The organism is Methanocaldococcus indicus (assembly GCF_049554935.1).
In the GTDB taxonomy this organism is placed as follows: domain Archaea; phylum AGJL01; class Methanococci; order Methanococcales; family Methanocaldococcaceae; genus Methanocaldococcus; species Methanocaldococcus indicus.
Window position 1 is genome coordinate 1,259,966 of the sequence record NZ_CP186926.1, and the last position, 20,498, is coordinate 1,280,463.

The following is a 20,498-nucleotide window of genomic DNA, read 5'->3' on the forward strand; positions in this document are numbered from 1 at the left end:
ATATAATAATTCTTCATATTTGATAGCCACAATTATTGGTGATATTATGAAAAAGATGTATTTTATAATTTTAATGATAATTGCTTCTATTATAGTTGCAGGATGTATAAATGGAGTCAATGAGAATAAAAGTTCAGCAACAGAACATACAAAAAAGTTAGTGTCATTAAATTCATTAGAAAATGTTGTTGAATATGCAAAATATTTTAAATTATATCCTAATTGGGATAATGGATATTGTGTAGTTATTGACTCAGAGGGTAACAAGTTTATATTACTTGAAGGTAACAACTCCAATATAGCCTTTAATATATCTAATGCAAAAATCATTCATGTTCCTGTAAAGAGAATAGTTACTGACTTTTATTGTCCAATAATAGCTACTGCAGATATATTAAATTCATATCATAATACAATAGTTGGAGCTCCAAAATATGCAATAAAAGATTCTCCAAAACTTTCAGAGTTATATAAAGAAAAGAAAGTTGTAGATATTGGCAGTCCTACCAAGGGAGTAAATTATGAAATAATTGCAAACTTATCACCAGATATAGTATTTTTATCAGATTGGCCAAGTGAGGATAAAGTAGAAGAAAAATTAAAAGAGCTTGGAATTACAGTTTCAAGATATTATACATATAAAGAACCAACATATTTAGGTAGAATTGAATGGGTAAAATTTGCTGCTGCATTTTGGGGAAGCAATGCCTACAAAAAAGCTGAAAAATGGTTTAATAACGTAGTTAAAACAAAAGAAAATATTACAAATAAACTTAAAGATGTAAAATATAAACCTACTGTTGTTATATTTAGCTGGTCAAAGTATAGAAATATGCCATTAGTATATGGTAATGATAAATACTACAATGAGCTTATAGTAGAATTTAAAGGTAATAATATCTTTGGAGATTATAAAACCCAATATTTAGATAAAGAAATTTTCTATGAAAAAGCAATAAATGCTGATGTTGTAATAATGATTAACTACTACAATACAAATGTGACAAACTTAGAAGAATTTAAAAAAGAATTTCCAGATATTCCAATTGAAAAGTTTAAAGCTTTCAAAAATGGTAGATTCTATGTTTCAAATCCAAAATATTACATATATGAAAATATAGACCCTGCTGGATATATGTTAGATTTTGCAAAAATGATACATCCAGAGGTTTTTGGAAATGGTAGTTTAAAATATTTCTATAAGATTCAATAAATCCTAATTTTTTATTTAAAAATATTAAAAATTTTGATTAATTTTCTATTTAATATAGATAGCTGGCTTCATTGGAATAGCTAATTTCTTTTTGTTTCCTTTATCTTCTCCATTTATTATTATTTCACAATTAAACTCTTTTTCTAAGAACTCTTTTGCATTTTCTAAAACTTTAATCTCATCAATAGCCTTTATATTCATTTTTATTAGTTGAAGAATTAATTTAGATATTTCTTTACCCTTCTTTCTAAATTCTGGATTTTGCATTATTATTTTCATTATTTCTCTTATATTTTTGTCTTTATGTTGATTTATTATATTGCATACTTCACATTTCCAATCTTCTGCAGTGTAAATATATATTTTCTTAGGTGTTATCTTAGCAACATTAATTATTTCTTTAATATCATTAATCAAACTTTTTATATACTCCTCAGCAATTATAAGGTTTTCATCAATTTCTTTAACCTCTGGGAATTTTGATATGGATACAAATTCTTTTTTTCCTAACATTTCCCACATTTCTTCTGCTAAGTGTGGAGTAAATGGAGCCAACATCTTTATTAATACTTCAATAAATTCTATTAATATTTCTTTATTGTCTCCTCCTCTTCTTTTATACCATCTCAAATCATCAAACAACTTATAAATTATTAATCCAGCTTTTCTCATTTCAAAGTTTTCCATATACTCAATATATTTCTTTAAATCTGAATATAGAACACTTAAAAGCCATTTATCTATAAATTCATTTTCTTTACTTTCTTTCATTTCTTTTATTTCTTTAACTGTTAAATAGACTCTCTCTAAGAATTTTTTTGTATTTTCTAAACCTTTAAACTTAATATCTAAATCTTGTGGAAGTTCTGCCTCAGTTGTTATGTAGAATCTTCCCACATCAGCTCCATACTTTTCAGCTACCTCTAAAATAGGAAGTAATGGACCCTTTGATTTAGAAAGTTTTTTACCTTCAATAGTTACATAACCATTAACAACTATTCCCTTAGGCCAAAACTCCTCTGGAAAGATAGCAACATGGTTGAATATATAAAATGTTAAGTGGTTTGAAATTAAATCCTTAGCTGAACATCTCCAATCTACTGGATAGTAGTAGATAAACTCCTCTCTCATCTTTTCTATTATTTCCTTATCTAAATTAGATTTTTTGCTAACATCATCTAAATCTCCTTTTCCTAAAAATATGTAGTCAAACAACTCCAAGGTTAAGCTTTCAGGAGGTATATTATATTCATTTATATATTTAGCTATTGTGTAATAAGCTGGATATATAGTTGAATCTGAAAGAGATTCAATTATCCAATTCACATCAAATGGAAACTTAGTTCCTAACCCTCTCCTTCTAACACATGCTTTATCTTTCATCCAGTCAATTTTTTCATGGAATATCTTTCTTAAATTCTCTGGAATAAAGTTCATTCTATCTACACATTTATGAGCTAATTCTTTCCATTTTTTATCAGAATACTTTATAAACCATTGTCCTTTTACTAATTTAACAACACACTCACTACCACATCTACATACTACTCTCTCACTTAACTCATACATAATTGTAGCAATTCCTTTGTTTATCAAATCTTCTGCAATTTTGTCCTTTGCCTCTCTAACAGCTAAACCTTTGTATTCTCCACAGTTTTCATTTAAAATTCCTTTGTGGAATTCAGTTTTATATACTATTTTAGTAGCTTCTTCTAACTTTTCTTTATCCTTTTGATTTTTAATATTCAGTTTTTCAACAACATCCTTAGCAGGATATTCAGAGTAGTTAGGAACTTTTATTAATGAAATTATTCCCACTTCATCTAATTTATTTAAATCTTTTAAAGCTATGTAGTCATAAGGAGCATGAGCTGGGACAGACATAACAATTCCAGTCCCTACATTAACATCCACAAACTCAGCTGGAAGTATAGGGACTTCTCTATTGGTAACTAAGTTTAAGGCCTTTTTGTTTAAAAGAGATTCTCCTTTAAACTCCTCTAATATTTCTATTTTTTTATTTTGATATTTTAATTTTTCAGCTACTTTTTTTGATATAATCCAAATTTCTTCTGTTTTTTTATCTTCATCATAAACCTTAGCTTTTATATAATCTTCATTAGGATTTATCCAAATATTAACTACTCCAAAAACTGTCTCTGGTCTTAAAGTTGCAGCTAATAAGTAAGAATCCCCTAATTTAAATTTAATTAAAATGTATTCTACAATTGTTGCCTCCTCTCCAATTAAAATATCATGGTCTTCTACAGGATTATCACATCTTAAACAATATCTAACTGGATGAGAACCTTTAACAATTAATCCCTTTTCATATAGCTTATAGAACTGCCAGGTTATGAACTTTTTAAAAGTTTCATCATTTGTTGTAAATTTTCTTCTATTATCTAAGCTAAATCCCATTCTCTTAAATGCTTCATCAGCTAATTTAGAGAAATATTCTACAATTTTCTCAGGAGTATCTAACTTTATAAGCTCTTCTTCTGGAATATTATGTAAGTTAGTATATGCCCATATAGTTTTCTCATCTCTCTTTTTTATTAGCTCTGCTAAACCTAAAATAGGAGTTCCTGTTACATGATAACCAAAAGTCCATAGGACATTTTTTCCCTTCATTCTTTGATATCTTGCCACAACCTCAGGAATTGTAAAAGTCCTTAAATGACCTGCATGTAAAACTCCATTTAAATATGGAAATGCAGCAGTTATAAAAAACTTCTCTCTATCATCTGGATTAGCTTCAAAAATTTTGGCTTTTTCCCATCTCTCTTGCCATTTTTTTTCTATCTCATGAAAATTTATCATATTTTATCCCTCAAAAATTGATTTAAATTTTATAATCTCATCAATACTTTGACTTAATGGATAACCAACAATAATATCATTTTTATTTTTTATATCTTTTATTCTTTCTAAATTATTTAAAGGAAGTATATATCTTTCCCAATTTCCAGAATAGTTTTTTCTTCTACTTAAATAGCTATTCATTATCTTTAAAATGCTATTGTTAATTTTTGATACAAAAGGTAAATAAATAGCTTTTTTAGAATTAATTTCACAGTTATAACCATATAAATAAAAAGCTATTAAATTATATTCCTCAACAACATCTTTAACTATATCTTCTACTCCTTCAACACCTATCCATAATTTATCAAATATATTTAAGCATTTTTCAATAACATCCAAAATTCTAAATTTGCTTAATTTTCTCTCTTCATCTGATAAATAGTATTTATTTCCTAAAACAATACATACATCAAAATCATAAGAACTATATATATCTAAAATTTCAAAAACATCTTTCCTTTTACTTTGAACAGTTAAAACAGCATTTTTTAAATTATCTAAAATCTCTTCATCAGTTAAAATATTTATCTCAGCATCTATTACATGGTAACTAAAATTTTTACTTATGAATCTATTTAGTTCTATAAGCTCATTTATATTAATTTGACTCAATTTTGTTGCGACTCCTAACATAACTCTTAATATTCTTTAACTTATTATATAATATTATCTTTTTTGTCTTATTCAAGAAAAATCTTAGAATAATTCATATTATTTGTAAATATAGAATAAACTAAATTAAAAAATAAAAAAGTAGAGAAGTTTAAGGTTTTTCTATTTTAACAGCCTTTCCATTTTTCCATTCTACGAATATTGGCTTGTCTGGGATATCGTCTAAGGTTTTGAAGTATTCTACTGCTGCTTTTGTTCCCCATCTATCGGAACCTGCTAATAGGATAACTGTTGCATCTCTATAAATATTTTCATCGACTTTAACTTTTAATTTTATAGCTTCAATAACTCCTTTATTTTTACCAGGATATTCATTGCTAATCTTAACTGGGAACTTATCCATATATTTTTTAGTTAGTGGGTTTGCTACTGGTCCTCCTATTAAGATACTGTCATCTTTTATTTCTAATGGTTTATTTATTAACTCACATGTATCTTTTAGAGATTTTGCTGATAAATCCTTATCTATCTCTGAACCTACTATTATTTTTGCATTATGGACGATTTTTTTGATATTAAATGATTCTATATCCTTAGCCACATCTGTGTATCTTAAACTTACTGGGTGTGAATGTGATATGTGATATGTAGGTGTTGGGGTTGTTGTTTCATTAGTAGTTGTTACGTTAGTTGTTGTATTGGTTATGTGATATGTAGGTGTTGGGGTTGTTGTTTCATTAGTAGTTGTTACGTTAGTTGTTGTATTGGTAAAGTAGTTGGTTATATTTATACTCATTATTTTATACCCTTCAAAGACATCATTGATGTACCCATAAATACCTACTGTCAAATTATTTTCATATAACTGCTTTTTAAGGTCATAGTCAACGAATATTCCAGTTGATATTAACGAACTATTATTATTAGCCACATATTTTTTAATTGAAATGTTTCCAGAATCAAATGTAATTATGAAGGTTAAATTACCTGGTTTTATTGTAGTATAACTAAAGTTACATTGTAAGTAATTATAGTCCTTTAAATATCTAATAGAAACATTCTCTATATCTATTCCCGGAATTATGCTAAAGTTGGCGTCTTTATCTTTTAAATAATCTAATGTAGTTCCGTTGTATTTTAAAGCTACTGAGAATTCTGTAGTGTTGCAGTCACTTAGAATGAACAGACTTTTTGGAATGTGTACAGTCATTGTAACATATTCATCAGAGACATTTGTTACCGTTCCTCTGGTTTTATCAGAGTAGATACCTACTTTATAATCTAAGTCGATATACAAGAGGCTTAGGTTTAATGGTACATCTTTAACATTCTTTACCTTAAATTCTATTGTTGGAGTATCATTTTCTAAGTATGACCTGTATGAGATGATTGTAGGCAACACAGATTCAAATTTGCTTGGGTCTATATAAATATCTTTACTTACTGTGGATAACAGTGTGTTATTTTTAATTACATATAGATTAAGTGAGAAATTTCCACCAAGTTTTTTAATGTAATAACCTCTAATGATGAGGTTTCCAGTATTATTGCTAATATTAATTGGATTATAGTATATGACTGAACCATAATATTTACCGAATAGCATTGGCTCTATTGTTACATTATCTGGATAGCAGATTATTGTTACATTTATGTAGTCGTATAAGCCATTACTATCTTCATCTACACATTTTGGAATTATTGTAACATTTACACTTACTTCTCTGAATTTTTCACTGTCATAAGATTTGGTATATCCTAATGTAAAGTTATAGTAAACTGGAGCTTCTCCTTTCAATATGATTAATCCAACGGTGTAATTACCAGTATAGTTGTAGAAGGATATGTATTGTCCTGTAATATTTAGTGTTACAATATTTTCTCCTTTATTCAAAGTAATATTATACTTCTGAGCAGCAACTATTGTATTATTTGCAGAAAGTACTGGCATTAATGAGAAGTTATCCGTAACATTTGAGAATATTACATATTTTAATCCTAATTTAGTGTAGTTATAGTTAATATCTCCTAAGTATGTTACATTAAATGCATAAGGCATAGTAGTATTTACTGGGTCAGAAATTTCATATCCTATAAATGTGTATGTTGCTGAAGATCCTGATGTAAGTTTTGCATTAACACTTAGTCTACTAACTATCTCATCAATTATAAAGTTCATTGTCTTACTAAAGTTCATTGTCTTACTAAATATATCTGCCAATTTTTTCTCATATTCCATTTCATCAGTAATGTCTCCATTAATACTTACATCATGAGATACTACAAAATTATAATTAGGGTCTAATTTTGGATATACATTCTGTTTTATTACAAAATCAGAACCAATTGAGCCTGATGCTCCAAGTCCTGGTATATTTATTATATCATTTAAACAACTACTGAGGTTTAATGAAACTCCTACAGAAGTATCAAAGTCCGTCATTAAATACGTATCTTTTCTATGTTCGGGAGGAATTAATGAAATTACTTTTACTTGTGCAGCTTTTGCTATATTACCCACAAATGGAAGTTTAATAGGAATGCTCTCATATATTGTGTATAAACTTGTCGAGCAAGTTAATACAATTATTTGAACTGGATCATTAAAATTCCCCTCTACACCAACGAACTCCTCGGCACTACCTGATAACTTTATAAGATCTTTAACAATAGCCTTCTCAGCTTCAAGTTCTACACTCATACCTGATTTTAATCTACTTTCAATAGGTAATACTGTTATATCTATCAAGTTTCCATTAACACTCGCAAAACCCAGATCCAACTTACCTCCTAACTTTAAATTGAAAAACAACGGAGTAATTTCTAATTCGCCAGATTTTCCACTATAATGTAATTGTTTGCCATTAATTTTTGTGTAATAATCACTTGATGAAGAAGTTATCATCTTATAATATTTATTTTCTGAAGAAGATAGTATTACTACTTCTGGAATTAATATAGTTATTTTTGGAGAGTAACTGTAGTTTGTATAATATTCTCCATTATAAATTGATTTGGTAAAATTAGTTATAATACTGTAGTTATCTTTCTCTTTCTTAATATCGAACCATATATTGTTATTTTTATCATAAACCTTGTAATAGTCGTTACTTACTCTTTTAATTTCGATATCTTTCCAAGAGATATTTATATTATTTGGGATTGAATCTAAAAATATAGTTAAATTATATATATTTTCATCAGTTAATTTAAATTCTCCAGTATTTTCAATAGTTTCTTTAGTCCCTAATAGTATGAAGTCCATACTTTTTAAGAGAAGTACATTGAAGTCTAATATATTAGGATATGTATATTCTTTCAACCTATCATATACTGAGGCTGTATCTGATAGAAGATTCAACACATCTTGGCTATATTCCATATTATCTTTTTCATTTTTGAACCAGTTTGAAATTTCTTTAAATGTATCGTAATTTTTTGCCAGTGCTTCTTCAAGAGGTAGTGTTTTCAAAATAATATAATATTTATTATAAGTCCTTAACTTGTATTTATCAGCTTTACATAGTTTATCTTCATAATCTGGATTATTTGAATCCCAATAATTACCTAAATATCCATAAGAATGTTCTTTTTCCCATGGTGTGTTTAATTCATATTCTACTATCTCTGGTGTATGGAGTATTACTGAAGAAATATCATCAATTTCATTTGTATCGTAATTAATGTCATTAAGGTATATACTAATATTTTTGGAGTCTTTAATTGAGAAACCTACATGCCCTGATATATGATTTCTTAAGATTGATATATTATTTGAATCCTCGATAAGCACTCCACCCCTATTGTTATCCAGAGAATTTACATATTTTATTGTGTTATTAGATGAACAATAAATGTAGATTCCATTATTATTATTCAAGGTATTTACATTTGTTATTATGTTGTTGGATGACTTATATAAATGAATTCCATCACTATTGTCAAAAATATATGTATATTCTATTATATTATTAGACGAATCACTAAGGTATATTCCATATATATTATCAGAAACATTTACATTTGTTATTGTGTTGTTGGTTGAATATTCAAGGTAGATTCCCCTATCAAACTCCTTAACAGTCAAATTCTTTATTGTGACATTTTTATGGTTTTTAACATAAACTCCATAAGAAAAATCTCTATAATTCCCATCTAAAACCTTCTCATTACCATCCAATATAACATTGTCTGCATCTATTGTAATAGCTGTCTTATTCAAGTCAGTGCAAGAAGTATTCAATATATAATAATAACCACTTTCATTTATTGTGTATGGTAATTTGTTGATGTATTTTATACCCTTAGCAACAAATATATTAAATGAAACAACATTATTGCTCTCATTTTCTTCAATTACATAGTTTCCATAATCAACGATTAATTTAATTGTAACTTCACCAATTTTCTTTGGGGTATAATTGTAATAAAATGTTTTTGGGAAATTTGTATCATTAATTTCTATTTTGGACAGAAGTTTATCATTTTCGAATATAGCAACATATGTAGGAAGTAAGTATTCGGATAAATTTGCATTTTTATTTTCAACGGTAAAATTAAATTCTAAACTATGATTATATAGTAATACATTTGGTATAAGTTTTTTATTTAAATTAATCGCCAAATCAGGTCTTAGAATACTAACATTCGTAACATTTATTAGTAACTTGTAAGTGGAGTTATCACTGCAATTAACTAATATCCAATCTCCACAATTATCAGAATATCCGGATATGTTGACTACAGTAATTCCAATATAATATTTTTTGAAGAGAGTTCCATATAATAATGAATGCACATAAACATATCCCTTGAAAGTACCTGATAATAGATAATCTTTATAAATTGCAATTGCAGTAAATACATCATTAACATCAGATGGGAAGGTATATATTAGATTACCATTTAAATCAAAGAGGTATATATTTTTCTCTCCTGCAGCTATAAAGTAACCTTGAATTTTAGTTTTATTTTCAATACTTTCATTTTTAGTTTGATTTGGAATATAAGACAGTATTTTGAAAATAGTATCATTAAAAGTATAATCCTTTTCTTTTATAGAATTATTTTCAATAATTGTTATTGATATATATCCTCCATTTACATAGATTATAGAGGTTGTATTATCTATATTATCTATAGATATAGCACTTATATGCGGTTTAGTTAATAAAGTGTTGTTAGTTTCATTATTTGTATTTGTAGATGTATTGTTTTCATTCACATCTTTAGACCATATTAACTTTCCATCTATAGTAAATACATATAATCTAGTTGCTGAACCTGCAACTACAAACCTATCATTAACATCGACTGTAGTAACAGGATATTCCATTGAATAATTCCACAACAAACTACCATTTACATTAAAAACATACAACATATTACTACTACCAATTACAACATACTTTGAATAAATCTTAGCAGAATAAACGTAGCCAGTTTTGTAAGACCATAAAGTAGTATTAGCCAATTCATCTACAAAATAAGATGTATTCTTTAAATCACTATATACTGCATATTTGTCATTAGAGTATATTTTGTAAAGATTAGATTGCTGATTTGATACATTTTCTGTTGTATTTGCAATTCCATTTATTATGTAGTTTTCAACTGGCTTAATTAATGGATAATCATCAATGTTGTTGTATGGAGTATCTCCAATTCCATCTCCATCATTATCTGTTCCATTATAGTCAGAGTAGTAGTTTCCTAAGTAGTTTGTGTATGTTTTTCCGTTGTATGTGTAGTTTATTGGTGTTGGTGAGTGGAATATGTTATTTTGTGAATCTCTAATACAAATATTGCCATCACTGTTGTTTATTATATTGCTTAAATATATTATGTTTTTATTAGAGTTATTGTCAAGATAGATTCCATATTTATTATTCAAAACATTTGCATAAAATACGGTATTGTTAGATGACTGCCAAAGATCAATTCCACTATCTCCTTTATTATTTGAAGTAACTACATTTGTTATTATATTATTATGAGAATTATCAAGACCTATACCATTCTGACTATTATCTGAAACATTTGCATTAATTATTTTATTATATGAAGATTGCCAAAGAGATATTCCAGCCCAGCCGTAGTTATTTGAAGAAGTTACATTTTCTATTGTATTATTGTATGATATAACAAGAGATATTCCCCAATCATTATTCGTTGCGATTATGTTAGCTATTGTGTTATTATTAGAAAACTCTTCAATGTAAAGTCCACTATAACAATTTGAAGTATTTATATTAGTTATTGTGCTATCAGAAGTCCCTGCAAGTTGTATTCCAAAACAAAATTCTTTAATATTAAAATTCTTTATTGTAATGTTTTTATGATTATGTGAGTAAATCCCTACACCTGAACTGCTCCCAGACCCATCTAAAACCATTCCATTTCCATCTAATACAACATTATCCGCATCTATTGTTATTGCTGTCCCTATTAAATCATTACATAAAGTATTTAAGATATAATAACCGCTTTCATTTATTGTGTATGGTAGTGTGTTGATGTATTTTACTGTTTTATTTTCTTCTTCTGTTGTATTTGCAATTCCATTTATTATGTAGTTTTCAACTGGCTTAATTAATGGATAATCATCAATGTTGTTGTATAGAGTATCTCCAATTCCATCTCCATCATTATCTGTTCCATTATAGTCAGAGTAGTAGTTTCCTAAGTAGTTTGTGTATGTTTTTCCGTTGTATGTGTAGTTTATTGGTGTTGGTGAGTGGAATATATTGTTTTCGGAATCAACAATATAGATATTATTTGTGTTGTTTATTAAGTTGTTTAGGTAGATTGTATTGTTGTTAGATGAAATTTCAAGACAAATTCCATCCTCATTATTATATGAAGCATTTACATTTATTATTGTGTTATTAGTTGAACTACCAAGGGAGATTCCAAAATTATTATTTAAAGCATTTACATTTGCTATTGTGTTGTTGGTTGAACTCCAAAGAGAGATTCCCTCACAATCATTATAAGCATTTACATTTGTTATTATACTATTTGATACATTGGAAAACTCTACTCCAACGGATGTATTGTACAATTCAATATCTTTTACAGTTATATTATTACAGTTTATTGCTATAACTTGTCCCGGATTATATGAACTATCTATTACAACATTTTCTTTATTTTCTAAATAAACCAATGGTTTTCCATTTACAGTATTGTTTTCTACTATGTTATTATATGCACAAATATCTAATCCGCAGTTTTCAAATGTGTTGTTTTCTACTATGTTATTGTATGAACCACAAATATCTAATCCGCAGTTTTCAAATATGTTGTTTATTATTGTGTTGTTATTAGAAAAATCTTCAATGTAAATACCATCACCACAATTTGAAGTATTTATATTGGTTATTGTGATATCAGAAGTCCCTGCAAGTTGTATTCCAAAACCAAATTCTTGAATTATTAAATTCTTTATTATAATGTTTTTGTGTTTATATATATAGATTCCATCCCATGAACCGTCTCCATCCAAAACCTTTCCATTACCATCCAATACAACATTATCTGCATCTATTGTTATTGCTGTTGTTGTTAGATTTTCACATGAAGTATTCAATATATAATATCCGCTTTCATTTATTGTGTATGGTAGTTGATTTATATAAGTTTCTCCACATACACTTCCTAATCCAATACTTAAAGCCAATATTGTTAGCAATACCGAAAGATACTTCTTCATTACTTATCACCATTATCACTTTACAATTTTAAAGTAAAATATTAAAAAATAACAATAAATTCTTTTTATGAAGTCCTATATATAAATTACTATTCAACTCAAATAATGCATATTTAAATATTTATATATAATTATTAAATTTAAATATTTATATATAATTATTAAAATGCTATTAAAAACTAATATAAAACAGAAGTTTTTAATCATATTTAAGGGAGATATATGGAAATAATAAAGATTTATGAACTAAATGATGATAAAAGAAAAGAAGTTATTAATAACATAAAAAAAGAAATTTTAAGAGGAAAAATTATTATTTGTGGGACAGATACAGTATATGGAATATCTGCTAATGCCTTAGATGAGAATGCTGTTAAAAGGGTATATGAGATTAAAAAAAGAGATTTCAATAAACCTATGTCTATCTGTTTAAGAGATATAAATGAAATTGAAAAATATGCACACATAAATGACTTAGCTAAAAAATTGTTTTCCTTACTTCCAGGACCTTTAACAATTGTATTAAAGAAAAAACCTATAATTCCTGATATAGTTGCTAAGGAATATATTGGAATTAGAGTTCCTGATGAAAATATTATGAGAGAGTTATGTGTAGTTCCTCTTACAACTACATCAGCAAATATCTCTGGAAATGAACCAGCTTATAAGGTTGAAGATATAGATAATGAGGTTTTAGAGAAAGTTGATTATATAATAGATATAGGAGAGTGTAAATACAAAAAACCATCAACAGTAGTAAGGGTTTTAGATAATAATATAGAGTTATTAAGAGAGGGAGCTATTCCATTTAATAAAATTTTAAAGATAATAAAACAAGGATGATTATGAAAGAGAAAGTTATTAGATGCATTATAGAAAAAATTTTAAAAGAAGTTAAAGAAGGGAAGAAAGTAGATAAAAAGAGAATAGAACAAATAAAATCAGAATGTTTAAGAAAATATAGAATTGGGATAGGACATCCATCAGCATCTGAAATTTTAGAGTATGCAACAGAAGAAGAAAAAAAAATATTAATTCCTATTTTAAGAAAAAAGCCTGTTAGAACATTATCAGGAGTTGCTGTTGTTGCTGTAATGACTTCTCCTGAGAAGTGTCCTCATGGAAAATGTATTTTCTGCCCAGGAGGAAAAAATAGTGTATTTGGAGATGTGCCTCAAAGTTATACTGGAAGAGAGCCAGCTACTATGAGAGGTCTAATGTTTAATTTTAATCCTTATGAACAAACTAAAGCAAGAATAGAACAGTTAGAAAAAATAGGACATCCAACTGATAAAGTAGAGTTAATTATTATGGGAGGAACCTTCCCAGCAAGAGATATAGAATATCAAGATTGGTTTATAAAAGGATGTTTAGATGCATTAAATGAAAAAATAAGTAGAGATTTAGAAGAAGCTAAAAAATTAAATGAGAGAGCTAAACATAGATGTGTTGCTTTATGTATAGAAACAAGGCCAGATATTTGTGGAGAGAAAGAGATTAATCAAATGCTAAAATTGGGAACAACAAGAGTAGAGTTAGGAGTTCAAACTATCTACAATGAGATTTTAGAGTTTTGTAAGAGAGGGCACACTGTTGAAGACACTATAAGAGCTACTCAACTTTTAAAAGATTCTGGGTTAAAGGTATCTTATCATTTAATGCCAGGCCTTCCAGGAAGTGATATTGACAAAGATAAAGAGATGTTTAAAGAAATCTTTACAAATCCTGACTTTATGCCTGATATGGTAAAGATATATCCTTGTTTAGTTATAGAAGGAACTGAACTTTATGAACTTTATAAAAAAGGATTATTTAAACCATATAGAGAAGAGGAAGCAATAGAAGTTATAGCTTATGCAAAATCTATAATGCCTAAATGGGTTAGAACTTCAAGGATACAGAGAGATATCCCTGCAACAGTTATAGTTGATGGTGTTAAAAAAAGTAATTTAGGAGAGTTAGTTTATAAATATTTAGAAAAGAAAGGTATAAAATGTAGATGTATAAGATGTAGGGAAGTAGGTCATGTAATGTATAAGAAAGGAATTACTCCTGAAATAGAAAATATAAAATTATGTAGAGAGGATTATGAAGCATCTGGAGGAGTTGAAATATTCTTATCTTATGAAGATGTTAAAAATGATATTCTAATAGGATTTTTAAGGTTAAGAGTTCCATATAAACCATTTAGAAAAGAGATTGATGATAGAACTTTATTAGTTAGACAACTACATGTCTTTGGGCAAGAAAAGCCACTAACAAAAGATATAAAAGAGATAACTTGGCAACATAAAGGATATGGTAGAAAGTTGTTAGAAGAAGCTGAGAGGATAGCTAAGGAAGAGTTTGATGCTAAAAAACTATTAATAACAAGTGGTATTGGAGTAAGAGAATATTATAGAAAATTAGGTTATGAATTAGAAGGAGCGTATATGAAAAAAGAACTTCAATAGTATAGTACAACTCTTGACACAGATATATTTTTAGAGAGATAAACTGGCATGTGTATTGTGTAGTTAGAGTACTCATTGAGTGCTTCATCAAAATCTAAATATCTATTTTTTGATATTTTTATTGTTGAGTAGTTTCCATAAATTACATACCATCCTTCACTTCTATTCAACACTAAAACAGCTACAACATACCTATCTCCATTATTTACATAAGATTTATTTATTAGCATATGCCCATCTATCTTAACCATATATCTATCTAAGTTTATTTTTTCCTCTAATAAATGTTTTGAAGTATTAACTTCTCCAAAATAATAGAGAAGGACAGCATTTTCCAATGTTCCATCATCTGCTAAAGTTTTTAAAGTTTCTATGGCTTTTGATAGCTTATAATCTTCTTTAACAGAATACACATAGTTGTTATTATATTCTGATAAATTTATACTCCAATATGTAAATCCAATTAGTAGTATTATAGTTCCTAAAAATATGTCTATACTGTTTATCATTGTCCCACAATAATAGTTACATTTCTTGGAGAGAGAGTTACAAAGTAAAATGTTGTTGATTCATTAGTATTTATTTCAAACTCTATAGGATAAGGACTTTTTAAAATTTCTATTTTATTTACCCCATTTTTTAAACTTGGAGTAATATCTATTTTTCTAAATTCTGTTGTTAGGTTTTTTGAATATAATTCCCCATTAACTTTAAATATGGCTGTTTCATTATTCAAAGCTTTTGCATATGTTGAAACAGCTTTTTTATCTAAATTAAAGTATATCCTATCTCCTTCACATCCATAAAGTTTTAAACTATTGTTATTTACAATCTTTTCTGTAATTTTTGGAATATACAACATTTCATTAAAGTAAATCTTATCTCCTGATATTATATTTTTAGGAGGATTATATAATACATATACATTTGAATATATAGTGAAATTATTAGGGACAGTAATGTTAGATAAATTTAAATTTGGATTAATATTAAACATAGAATCATAACTATTTGGGTGAATTATAAACATAATATTTTTATCTGTAAAGTTGTTTATTGGGTCAAAAGTTCTCTCAGATATTGGTAAAGTTCTTGCAAAGGTTAAATAATCTTCTTCATATTCTCCTGGGAATGAGTATTTTTTAATAAAGTAGTCTTTTATTAACTCAGCTTTATGAAATTTTTCTATATCCTTTTTTGTTTCTAAGGATGATAACAAATTATAATTTGAGAAATGATATACTATAAAAAATATCATTATTACCATAGATGCTGCTATAACTGCCTCCATAGTAAAAACATAACCTCTTTTAGATAACATAAATTATCACTTAATTTACAGATTTAAATAAAAATGGCGAAAAGTTTATATATCATTTCTACTTTTTAATTTTAATCGTGCCGAGGTGGCTTAGCTGGTTATAGCGCCCGGCTCATACGGATTTCCAGCGCTAAGCTGGGCTCCTGGGAAACCGGGAGGTCGGGGGTTCGAATCCCCCCCTCGGCACCATTTAGTAATATTTTATTTTTTTATTATTTTTTTCATTTTTATTTTTTGGTTATTATAATTCTTTTATTCTTTTTCAAACTTAGATATTTCAAAAAGATTTATAGCACTTGTTGGACAAACTTCTGTACATTTTCCACAATATATACATTTATCTTTTAATATTTTTATCTTATTATCTAAATCTTGTTCTATTGCATTAACTGGACAAACTTCCATACATACAAAACAACCAACACATAAACTTTTATCAACTTCAATATCTTTAGTTTTTATTATCTCTCCTAAGTATCTCTCAACTTTAATTACTTTTCTTGGACATACTTCTTGACAAGCTCCACAGCCAATACACAAATCTAAATTAATATTAAAACTCTTTCTTCTTTCAACTTTTATAGCTTTTGTAGGACAAAATCTTTCACATATTCCACATTTTACACATTTATCTAAATCAATATAATAGTTTTTTAATCTTACTACTCTATGTGGCACTTTCTTTTCATCAATTGTATATATTACTTTATCATTTTCAATCTTTCCTTCTCCTTCTATAACATAAATAGCATTTACTGGACAACTTTGAGCACAAATTTCACATTTAACACAGTTTTCTTTTATTTTAGCAGGATTTTTAATTTTTGCTTTTTCTATTGCATTTATTGGGCAAGAGTAATAGCATAAATTACATCTAACACATTTGGATTCATTTATATATATTTCTTTATATTTTATTGGAGTTAGTTTATGAGCTATTTGAGATAGATATTCATAGCTATAATTAAAATCTTCAAAATTTTCTAAAAATTCTTTTAAACTTTTTTCAATTCTAATCAAAATAATCCCTCCCAAGTATTAGATATTTTAAATTAGATATTTTAAAGTTGATATTATTATGTTATTTTATTGTATAATTATCATTATATTGTTTAATAAATTTTTATGTGGTGATATAACTTGAAGGTTGGTATTGTTGGATGTGGATTAGGAGGACTTTTAATAGGAGGTTTATTAGCAAAAGATGGTTTTTCAGTTAAAATCTATGAGCAACTTCCATTTATTGGAGGGAGATTTACACATTTTGACTATGATGGATTTAAATTAACAACTGGAGCTTTACATATGATACCTCATGGAAGTAGAGGATACTTAGCAAATATTTTAAAAAAAGTTGGTGCAAATGTTAACATAGTTGATTCTAATCCAGATGGCACATTCTTAATAAATGGAAAGGAATATTTATATAATGAGTTATTCTCAATTCTAAATGCAAAAGATAAACTTAAAGCTATCAACTTAGCAACTAAATTAAAATTAAAGAATGTAAATAAAAATATATCTTTTGGAGAGTTTTTAGAAGATATAGATTTAGCTCTAAAAATTGGTAGGGCATTTACTGGATGGAGTTTATCTTTATCTCCTTATGATGTTCCTTTAAGTGAAATACTTAATATTATGGATAACTATCATAAGTTTGGAGGTCCAGGAATCCCAATAGGAGGCTGTAAGAAGGTTATTGATGAATTAGAAAGAATAATTTTAAACAGTGGAGGAGAGATAGTTAAAGAGTATGAAGTTAAAAGTATTGAAATAGAGGAAGATAAAGGATATATAGATGATGAGGAGTTTGATATTGTTATAAGTAATATATCACCTCAAAAAACACAAGAAATTTGTAATATTAAATTTTTGAATAAAGATGTTGAGCCTGCTGGAGGAATTAAAATAAATATTGCCACAAAAAAAGGAATTATTAAACATGGAGGTGTTCTATTTACTCCTGAATGTGAAAGAGTTAATGGACTAAATCAAGTCACAAATGTAGATAAATCCTTAGCTCCAGAAGGTTGGCATTTAGTAATGACACATCAAGCTCTACTTTCAAAAAATATCAAAAAAGAGATTGATTTAGGTTTAGAAGATATAGAAAGATTATTCAAAGATATTGACTATAAAATTTTACTAATACAAAGTTATTTTGATGGATGGCCAGTAAATTATGTTAAAAGTGGAATATCAATAAATAATATTATCAGTGACAGATTTTATTTAGTTGGAGATGGAGCTAAACCTTCTGGAGGAATTGAAGTTGAAGGAATAGCAATGGGAGTGCTAAAAGTTTATAACCATATTGTGAAAAAATATGGCAAAAATTGAAGAATTTAAAGATTTTATTATAAATTATCTAAAAAATAAGTATTTGGAGGATATTATAAAGGAAAATGATATTGTAATGATTGATTTAAATGATATGTATAATTTTGGATTTATGGAAGTTGTGGAAGAAATTATATACAATCCTGAATATGTGAAGTTATTAAAAGAATATTTTAAAGAGGCAATATACCTAACAAAAGGATACTATCCTGAGAATATATATATTGGTGTAAAAAATCTCCCAAAAATTTTTAAAACAATTAAAAATAGAGAGTTTAGGATTGAAGATATTAAGAGTAGATATGTTAGTAGATTAATAGAATTTGAGGGAATAATAACTACTGCCACTAAAATAAAGCCAATATTAAAGACAGGTTTTTTTATATGTGAGAAATGTGGTAAAACATTTTATGAAGATATTGATTTATTTAGTGAGAAAAAAGTTATATGTTGTGGAGAGGAAGCTAAATTAATTGAAGAAAAATCTATTTTTGTAGATTTTCAAGAGCTAAAAATTCAGCAGCCATTAGATTTGATGGATAATCCTGATGAGCCACCAAAATTTATAACTGTATTCTTAGAAGATAGTCCTGGAATTTATGCAGGAAGATTAAAAATTGTTGGTGTCCCAATAAAAGTAAAGAAAAGTAAAAAATTACCTATTTATGAAATATATATAAAAGCTTATGGTTATGAGTTATTGGAAGGAGAAATAAAAATAAAACTTAAAGATAAAGATATAGAAAATATAAAAAAACTTTCAAAAAGGAAGGATATTATTGATATTTTATCAGATAGATTAATTCCAGAGATTAAAGGACATTCTGCTATAAAAAAAGCTGTTTTCTTACAACAAATTAAAGGTGTAAAGAAGCCTGGAAAAAGAGCAGATATACATATTTTATTAATAACTGACCCAGGAATTGGAAAGACAGTTATTTTAAGAAAAATAGCTGAAATTCCAGGAAACATTTATGGTTCTGTTACTACTGCAACAGGAGTGGGATTAACTGCTGCTGTTGTGAAAGAGAGGACTGAATTAGGAGAAGATATGTGGGTAGTAAAACCTGGATTGTTGGTTAAAGCAAATAAAGGAACAGCATGTATTGATGAACTAACTGTCAATAAAGACATTCAAAGTTATGTTTTAGAGGCTATGGAGAGTCAAACAATTCATATAAGCAAAGGAGGAATTAATGCAAAACTTCCAGCAGAATGTGCAATTTTAGCTGCATGTAATCCAAAATGGGGTAGATTTGACCCAGAAAAGAGTGTTGCCGAGCAGATAAATATACCAGCACCTCTATTAAGTAGGTTTGATTTAATTTTTCCTATAAAGGATGAGTCAGATAAAGATAAAGATAAAAAAATAGCAGAGTATATTGTAGATTTGCATAGAGCATATTTAGATGAAGTAATCAATAGAAAGATAGGTTTAGATTATATAGAAGTGGATGGAGTAAAAGTAGATAAAGATTTTATTATAAAATATATTTTCTATGCAAGAGAAAAAAATCCAATTATTGGTGAGGAAGCAAAAAATTTATTAATTAAGTATTATTTAGAAATGAGAGAAAAACATCAAATAACAGCAAGACAATTAGAAGCAGCTATTAGGTTAGCTGAAGCTCATGCAAAGGCAAAATTAAAAGATATTGTTGAGGAAGAAGATGCAAGAGAAGCAATAAAGATTATAACAGAATGTTTAAGAGAAATTGCTTATGACCCAGAAACAGGAATGTTTGATGTTGATAAAATACTTGGAGTGTCTAAGAAAGAAAGAGATAAGTTAATGATAGTCTATGATATAATTAAAGAATTAAATGAGAAATTTGAAATGGTTGAGTTTGAAGATATTGCTCAATTAGCTGAAAAAAAAGGTTTAGATAGAGTAGAAGTTGAAAACATTATTAAAAAATTAATAAAGTATGGAGATATTGATGAACCAAAACCTGGAAGATATAGAATATTATAAGA

At 27.3% G+C, this 20,498-nt stretch carries 11 protein-coding genes and 1 tRNA gene; 6 read left to right on the forward strand and 6 right to left on the reverse strand.

Annotated features, from left to right (window positions below):
- Positions 1–46: 46 nt before the first annotated feature.
- Positions 47–1,213: an ABC transporter substrate-binding protein gene (locus tag ACPB8Q_RS07135; RefSeq protein WP_423792488.1), complete on the forward strand. Its 1,167-nt coding sequence runs from the start codon at positions 47–49 to the stop codon at positions 1,211–1,213.
- 45 nt (positions 1,214–1,258) lie between these two features.
- Here the strand turns inward: ACPB8Q_RS07135 and leuS are convergent, their stop codons facing one another.
- From leuS to ACPB8Q_RS07150, 3 genes are all read right to left on the reverse strand, one after another.
- Positions 1,259–4,036, reverse strand: coding sequence for a leucine--tRNA ligase (gene leuS / locus ACPB8Q_RS07140; RefSeq protein WP_423792489.1), 2,778 nt, complete (start codon positions 4,034–4,036; stop codon positions 1,259–1,261).
- Between the two features lie 3 nt (positions 4,037–4,039).
- Entirely contained in the window at positions 4,040–4,714 is a 675-nt protein-coding gene (locus tag ACPB8Q_RS07145; RefSeq protein ID WP_423792490.1) for a hypothetical protein, read from the reverse strand.
- Between the two features lie 130 nt (positions 4,715–4,844).
- Positions 4,845–12,407: a NosD domain-containing protein gene (locus tag ACPB8Q_RS07150; protein ID WP_423792491.1), complete on the reverse strand. Its 7,563-nt coding sequence runs from the start codon at positions 12,405–12,407 to the stop codon at positions 4,845–4,847.
- 222 nt (positions 12,408–12,629) lie between these two features.
- On the opposite strand from ACPB8Q_RS07150, the gene ACPB8Q_RS07155 reads away from it, so the two are divergent.
- Both ACPB8Q_RS07155 and ACPB8Q_RS07160 read left to right on the forward strand, forming a co-directional pair.
- Positions 12,630–13,250 (forward strand): L-threonylcarbamoyladenylate synthase, encoded by a 621-nt coding sequence (locus ACPB8Q_RS07155; protein ID WP_423792492.1) that lies wholly within the window; start codon positions 12,630–12,632, stop codon positions 13,248–13,250.
- Between the two features lie 2 nt (positions 13,251–13,252).
- Positions 13,253–14,860 carry a tRNA uridine(34) 5-carboxymethylaminomethyl modification radical SAM/GNAT enzyme Elp3 gene (locus tag ACPB8Q_RS07160; RefSeq protein ID WP_423792493.1) on the forward strand — a complete coding sequence of 536 codons (1,608 nt, stop codon included), beginning with the start codon at positions 13,253–13,255 and terminating at the stop codon, positions 14,858–14,860.
- Here the strand turns inward: ACPB8Q_RS07160 and ACPB8Q_RS07165 are convergent.
- A complete protein-coding gene (locus tag ACPB8Q_RS07165) occupies positions 14,854–15,369 on the reverse strand; it encodes a hypothetical protein (protein WP_423792494.1) in 516 nt (171 codons plus the stop codon). The two genes, ACPB8Q_RS07160 and ACPB8Q_RS07165, sit on opposite strands and share 7 nt — an antisense overlap.
- Positions 15,366–16,181: a hypothetical protein gene (locus ACPB8Q_RS07170; RefSeq protein ID WP_423792495.1), complete on the reverse strand. Its 816-nt coding sequence runs from the start codon at positions 16,179–16,181 to the stop codon at positions 15,366–15,368. The genes ACPB8Q_RS07165 and ACPB8Q_RS07170 overlap by 4 nt, the downstream gene beginning before the upstream one ends.
- 79 nt (positions 16,182–16,260) lie before the next feature.
- Between ACPB8Q_RS07170 and ACPB8Q_RS07175 the strand changes: the two genes are divergently transcribed.
- A tRNA-Met gene (locus ACPB8Q_RS07175) sits at positions 16,261–16,370 on the forward strand.
- A 63-nt stretch (positions 16,371–16,433) separates the two neighbouring features.
- Here ACPB8Q_RS07175 and ACPB8Q_RS07180 read toward each other — a convergent pair.
- Positions 16,434–17,201, reverse strand: a complete 768-nt coding sequence (locus ACPB8Q_RS07180; protein ID WP_423792496.1) for a 4Fe-4S binding protein — start codon at positions 17,199–17,201, stop codon at positions 16,434–16,436.
- A gap of 120 nt (positions 17,202–17,321) precedes the next feature.
- Here ACPB8Q_RS07180 and ACPB8Q_RS07185 point away from each other — a divergent pair, with 120 nt between their 5' ends.
- Both ACPB8Q_RS07185 and ACPB8Q_RS07190 read left to right on the forward strand, forming a co-directional pair.
- Positions 17,322–18,521: an NAD(P)-binding protein gene (locus tag ACPB8Q_RS07185; RefSeq protein ID WP_423792497.1), complete on the forward strand. Its 1,200-nt coding sequence runs from the start codon at positions 17,322–17,324 to the stop codon at positions 18,519–18,521.
- A complete protein-coding gene (locus ACPB8Q_RS07190; RefSeq protein WP_423792498.1) occupies positions 18,508–20,496 on the forward strand; it encodes an ATP-binding protein in 1,989 nt (662 codons plus the stop codon). Before ACPB8Q_RS07185 ends, ACPB8Q_RS07190 begins: the two co-directional genes overlap by 14 nt.
- The last annotated feature ends 2 nt before the right edge of the window (positions 20,497–20,498 follow it).

Bases quoted from the DNA above. Each gene is read 5' to 3' on its own strand.
- ACPB8Q_RS07135 (WP_423792488.1), top strand. From the start codon at position 47: ATGAAAAAGATGTATTTTATAATTTTAATGATAATTGCTTCTATTATA.
- leuS (WP_423792489.1), bottom strand. From the start codon at position 4,036: ATGATAAATTTTCATGAGATAGAAAAAAAATGGCAAGAGAGATGGGAA.
- ACPB8Q_RS07145 (WP_423792490.1), bottom strand. From the start codon at position 4,714: ATGTTAGGAGTCGCAACAAAATTGAGTCAAATTAATATAAATGAGCTT.
- ACPB8Q_RS07150 (WP_423792491.1), bottom strand. From the start codon at position 12,407: ATGAAGAAGTATCTTTCGGTATTGCTAACAATATTGGCTTTAAGTATT.
- ACPB8Q_RS07155 (WP_423792492.1), top strand. From the start codon at position 12,630: ATGGAAATAATAAAGATTTATGAACTAAATGATGATAAAAGAAAAGAA.
- ACPB8Q_RS07160 (WP_423792493.1), top strand. From the start codon at position 13,253: ATGAAAGAGAAAGTTATTAGATGCATTATAGAAAAAATTTTAAAAGAA.
- ACPB8Q_RS07165 (WP_423792494.1), bottom strand. From the start codon at position 15,369: ATGATAAACAGTATAGACATATTTTTAGGAACTATAATACTACTAATT.
- ACPB8Q_RS07170 (WP_423792495.1), bottom strand. From the start codon at position 16,181: ATGTTATCTAAAAGAGGTTATGTTTTTACTATGGAGGCAGTTATAGCA.
- ACPB8Q_RS07190 (WP_423792498.1), top strand. From the start codon at position 18,508: ATGGCAAAAATTGAAGAATTTAAAGATTTTATTATAAATTATCTAAAA.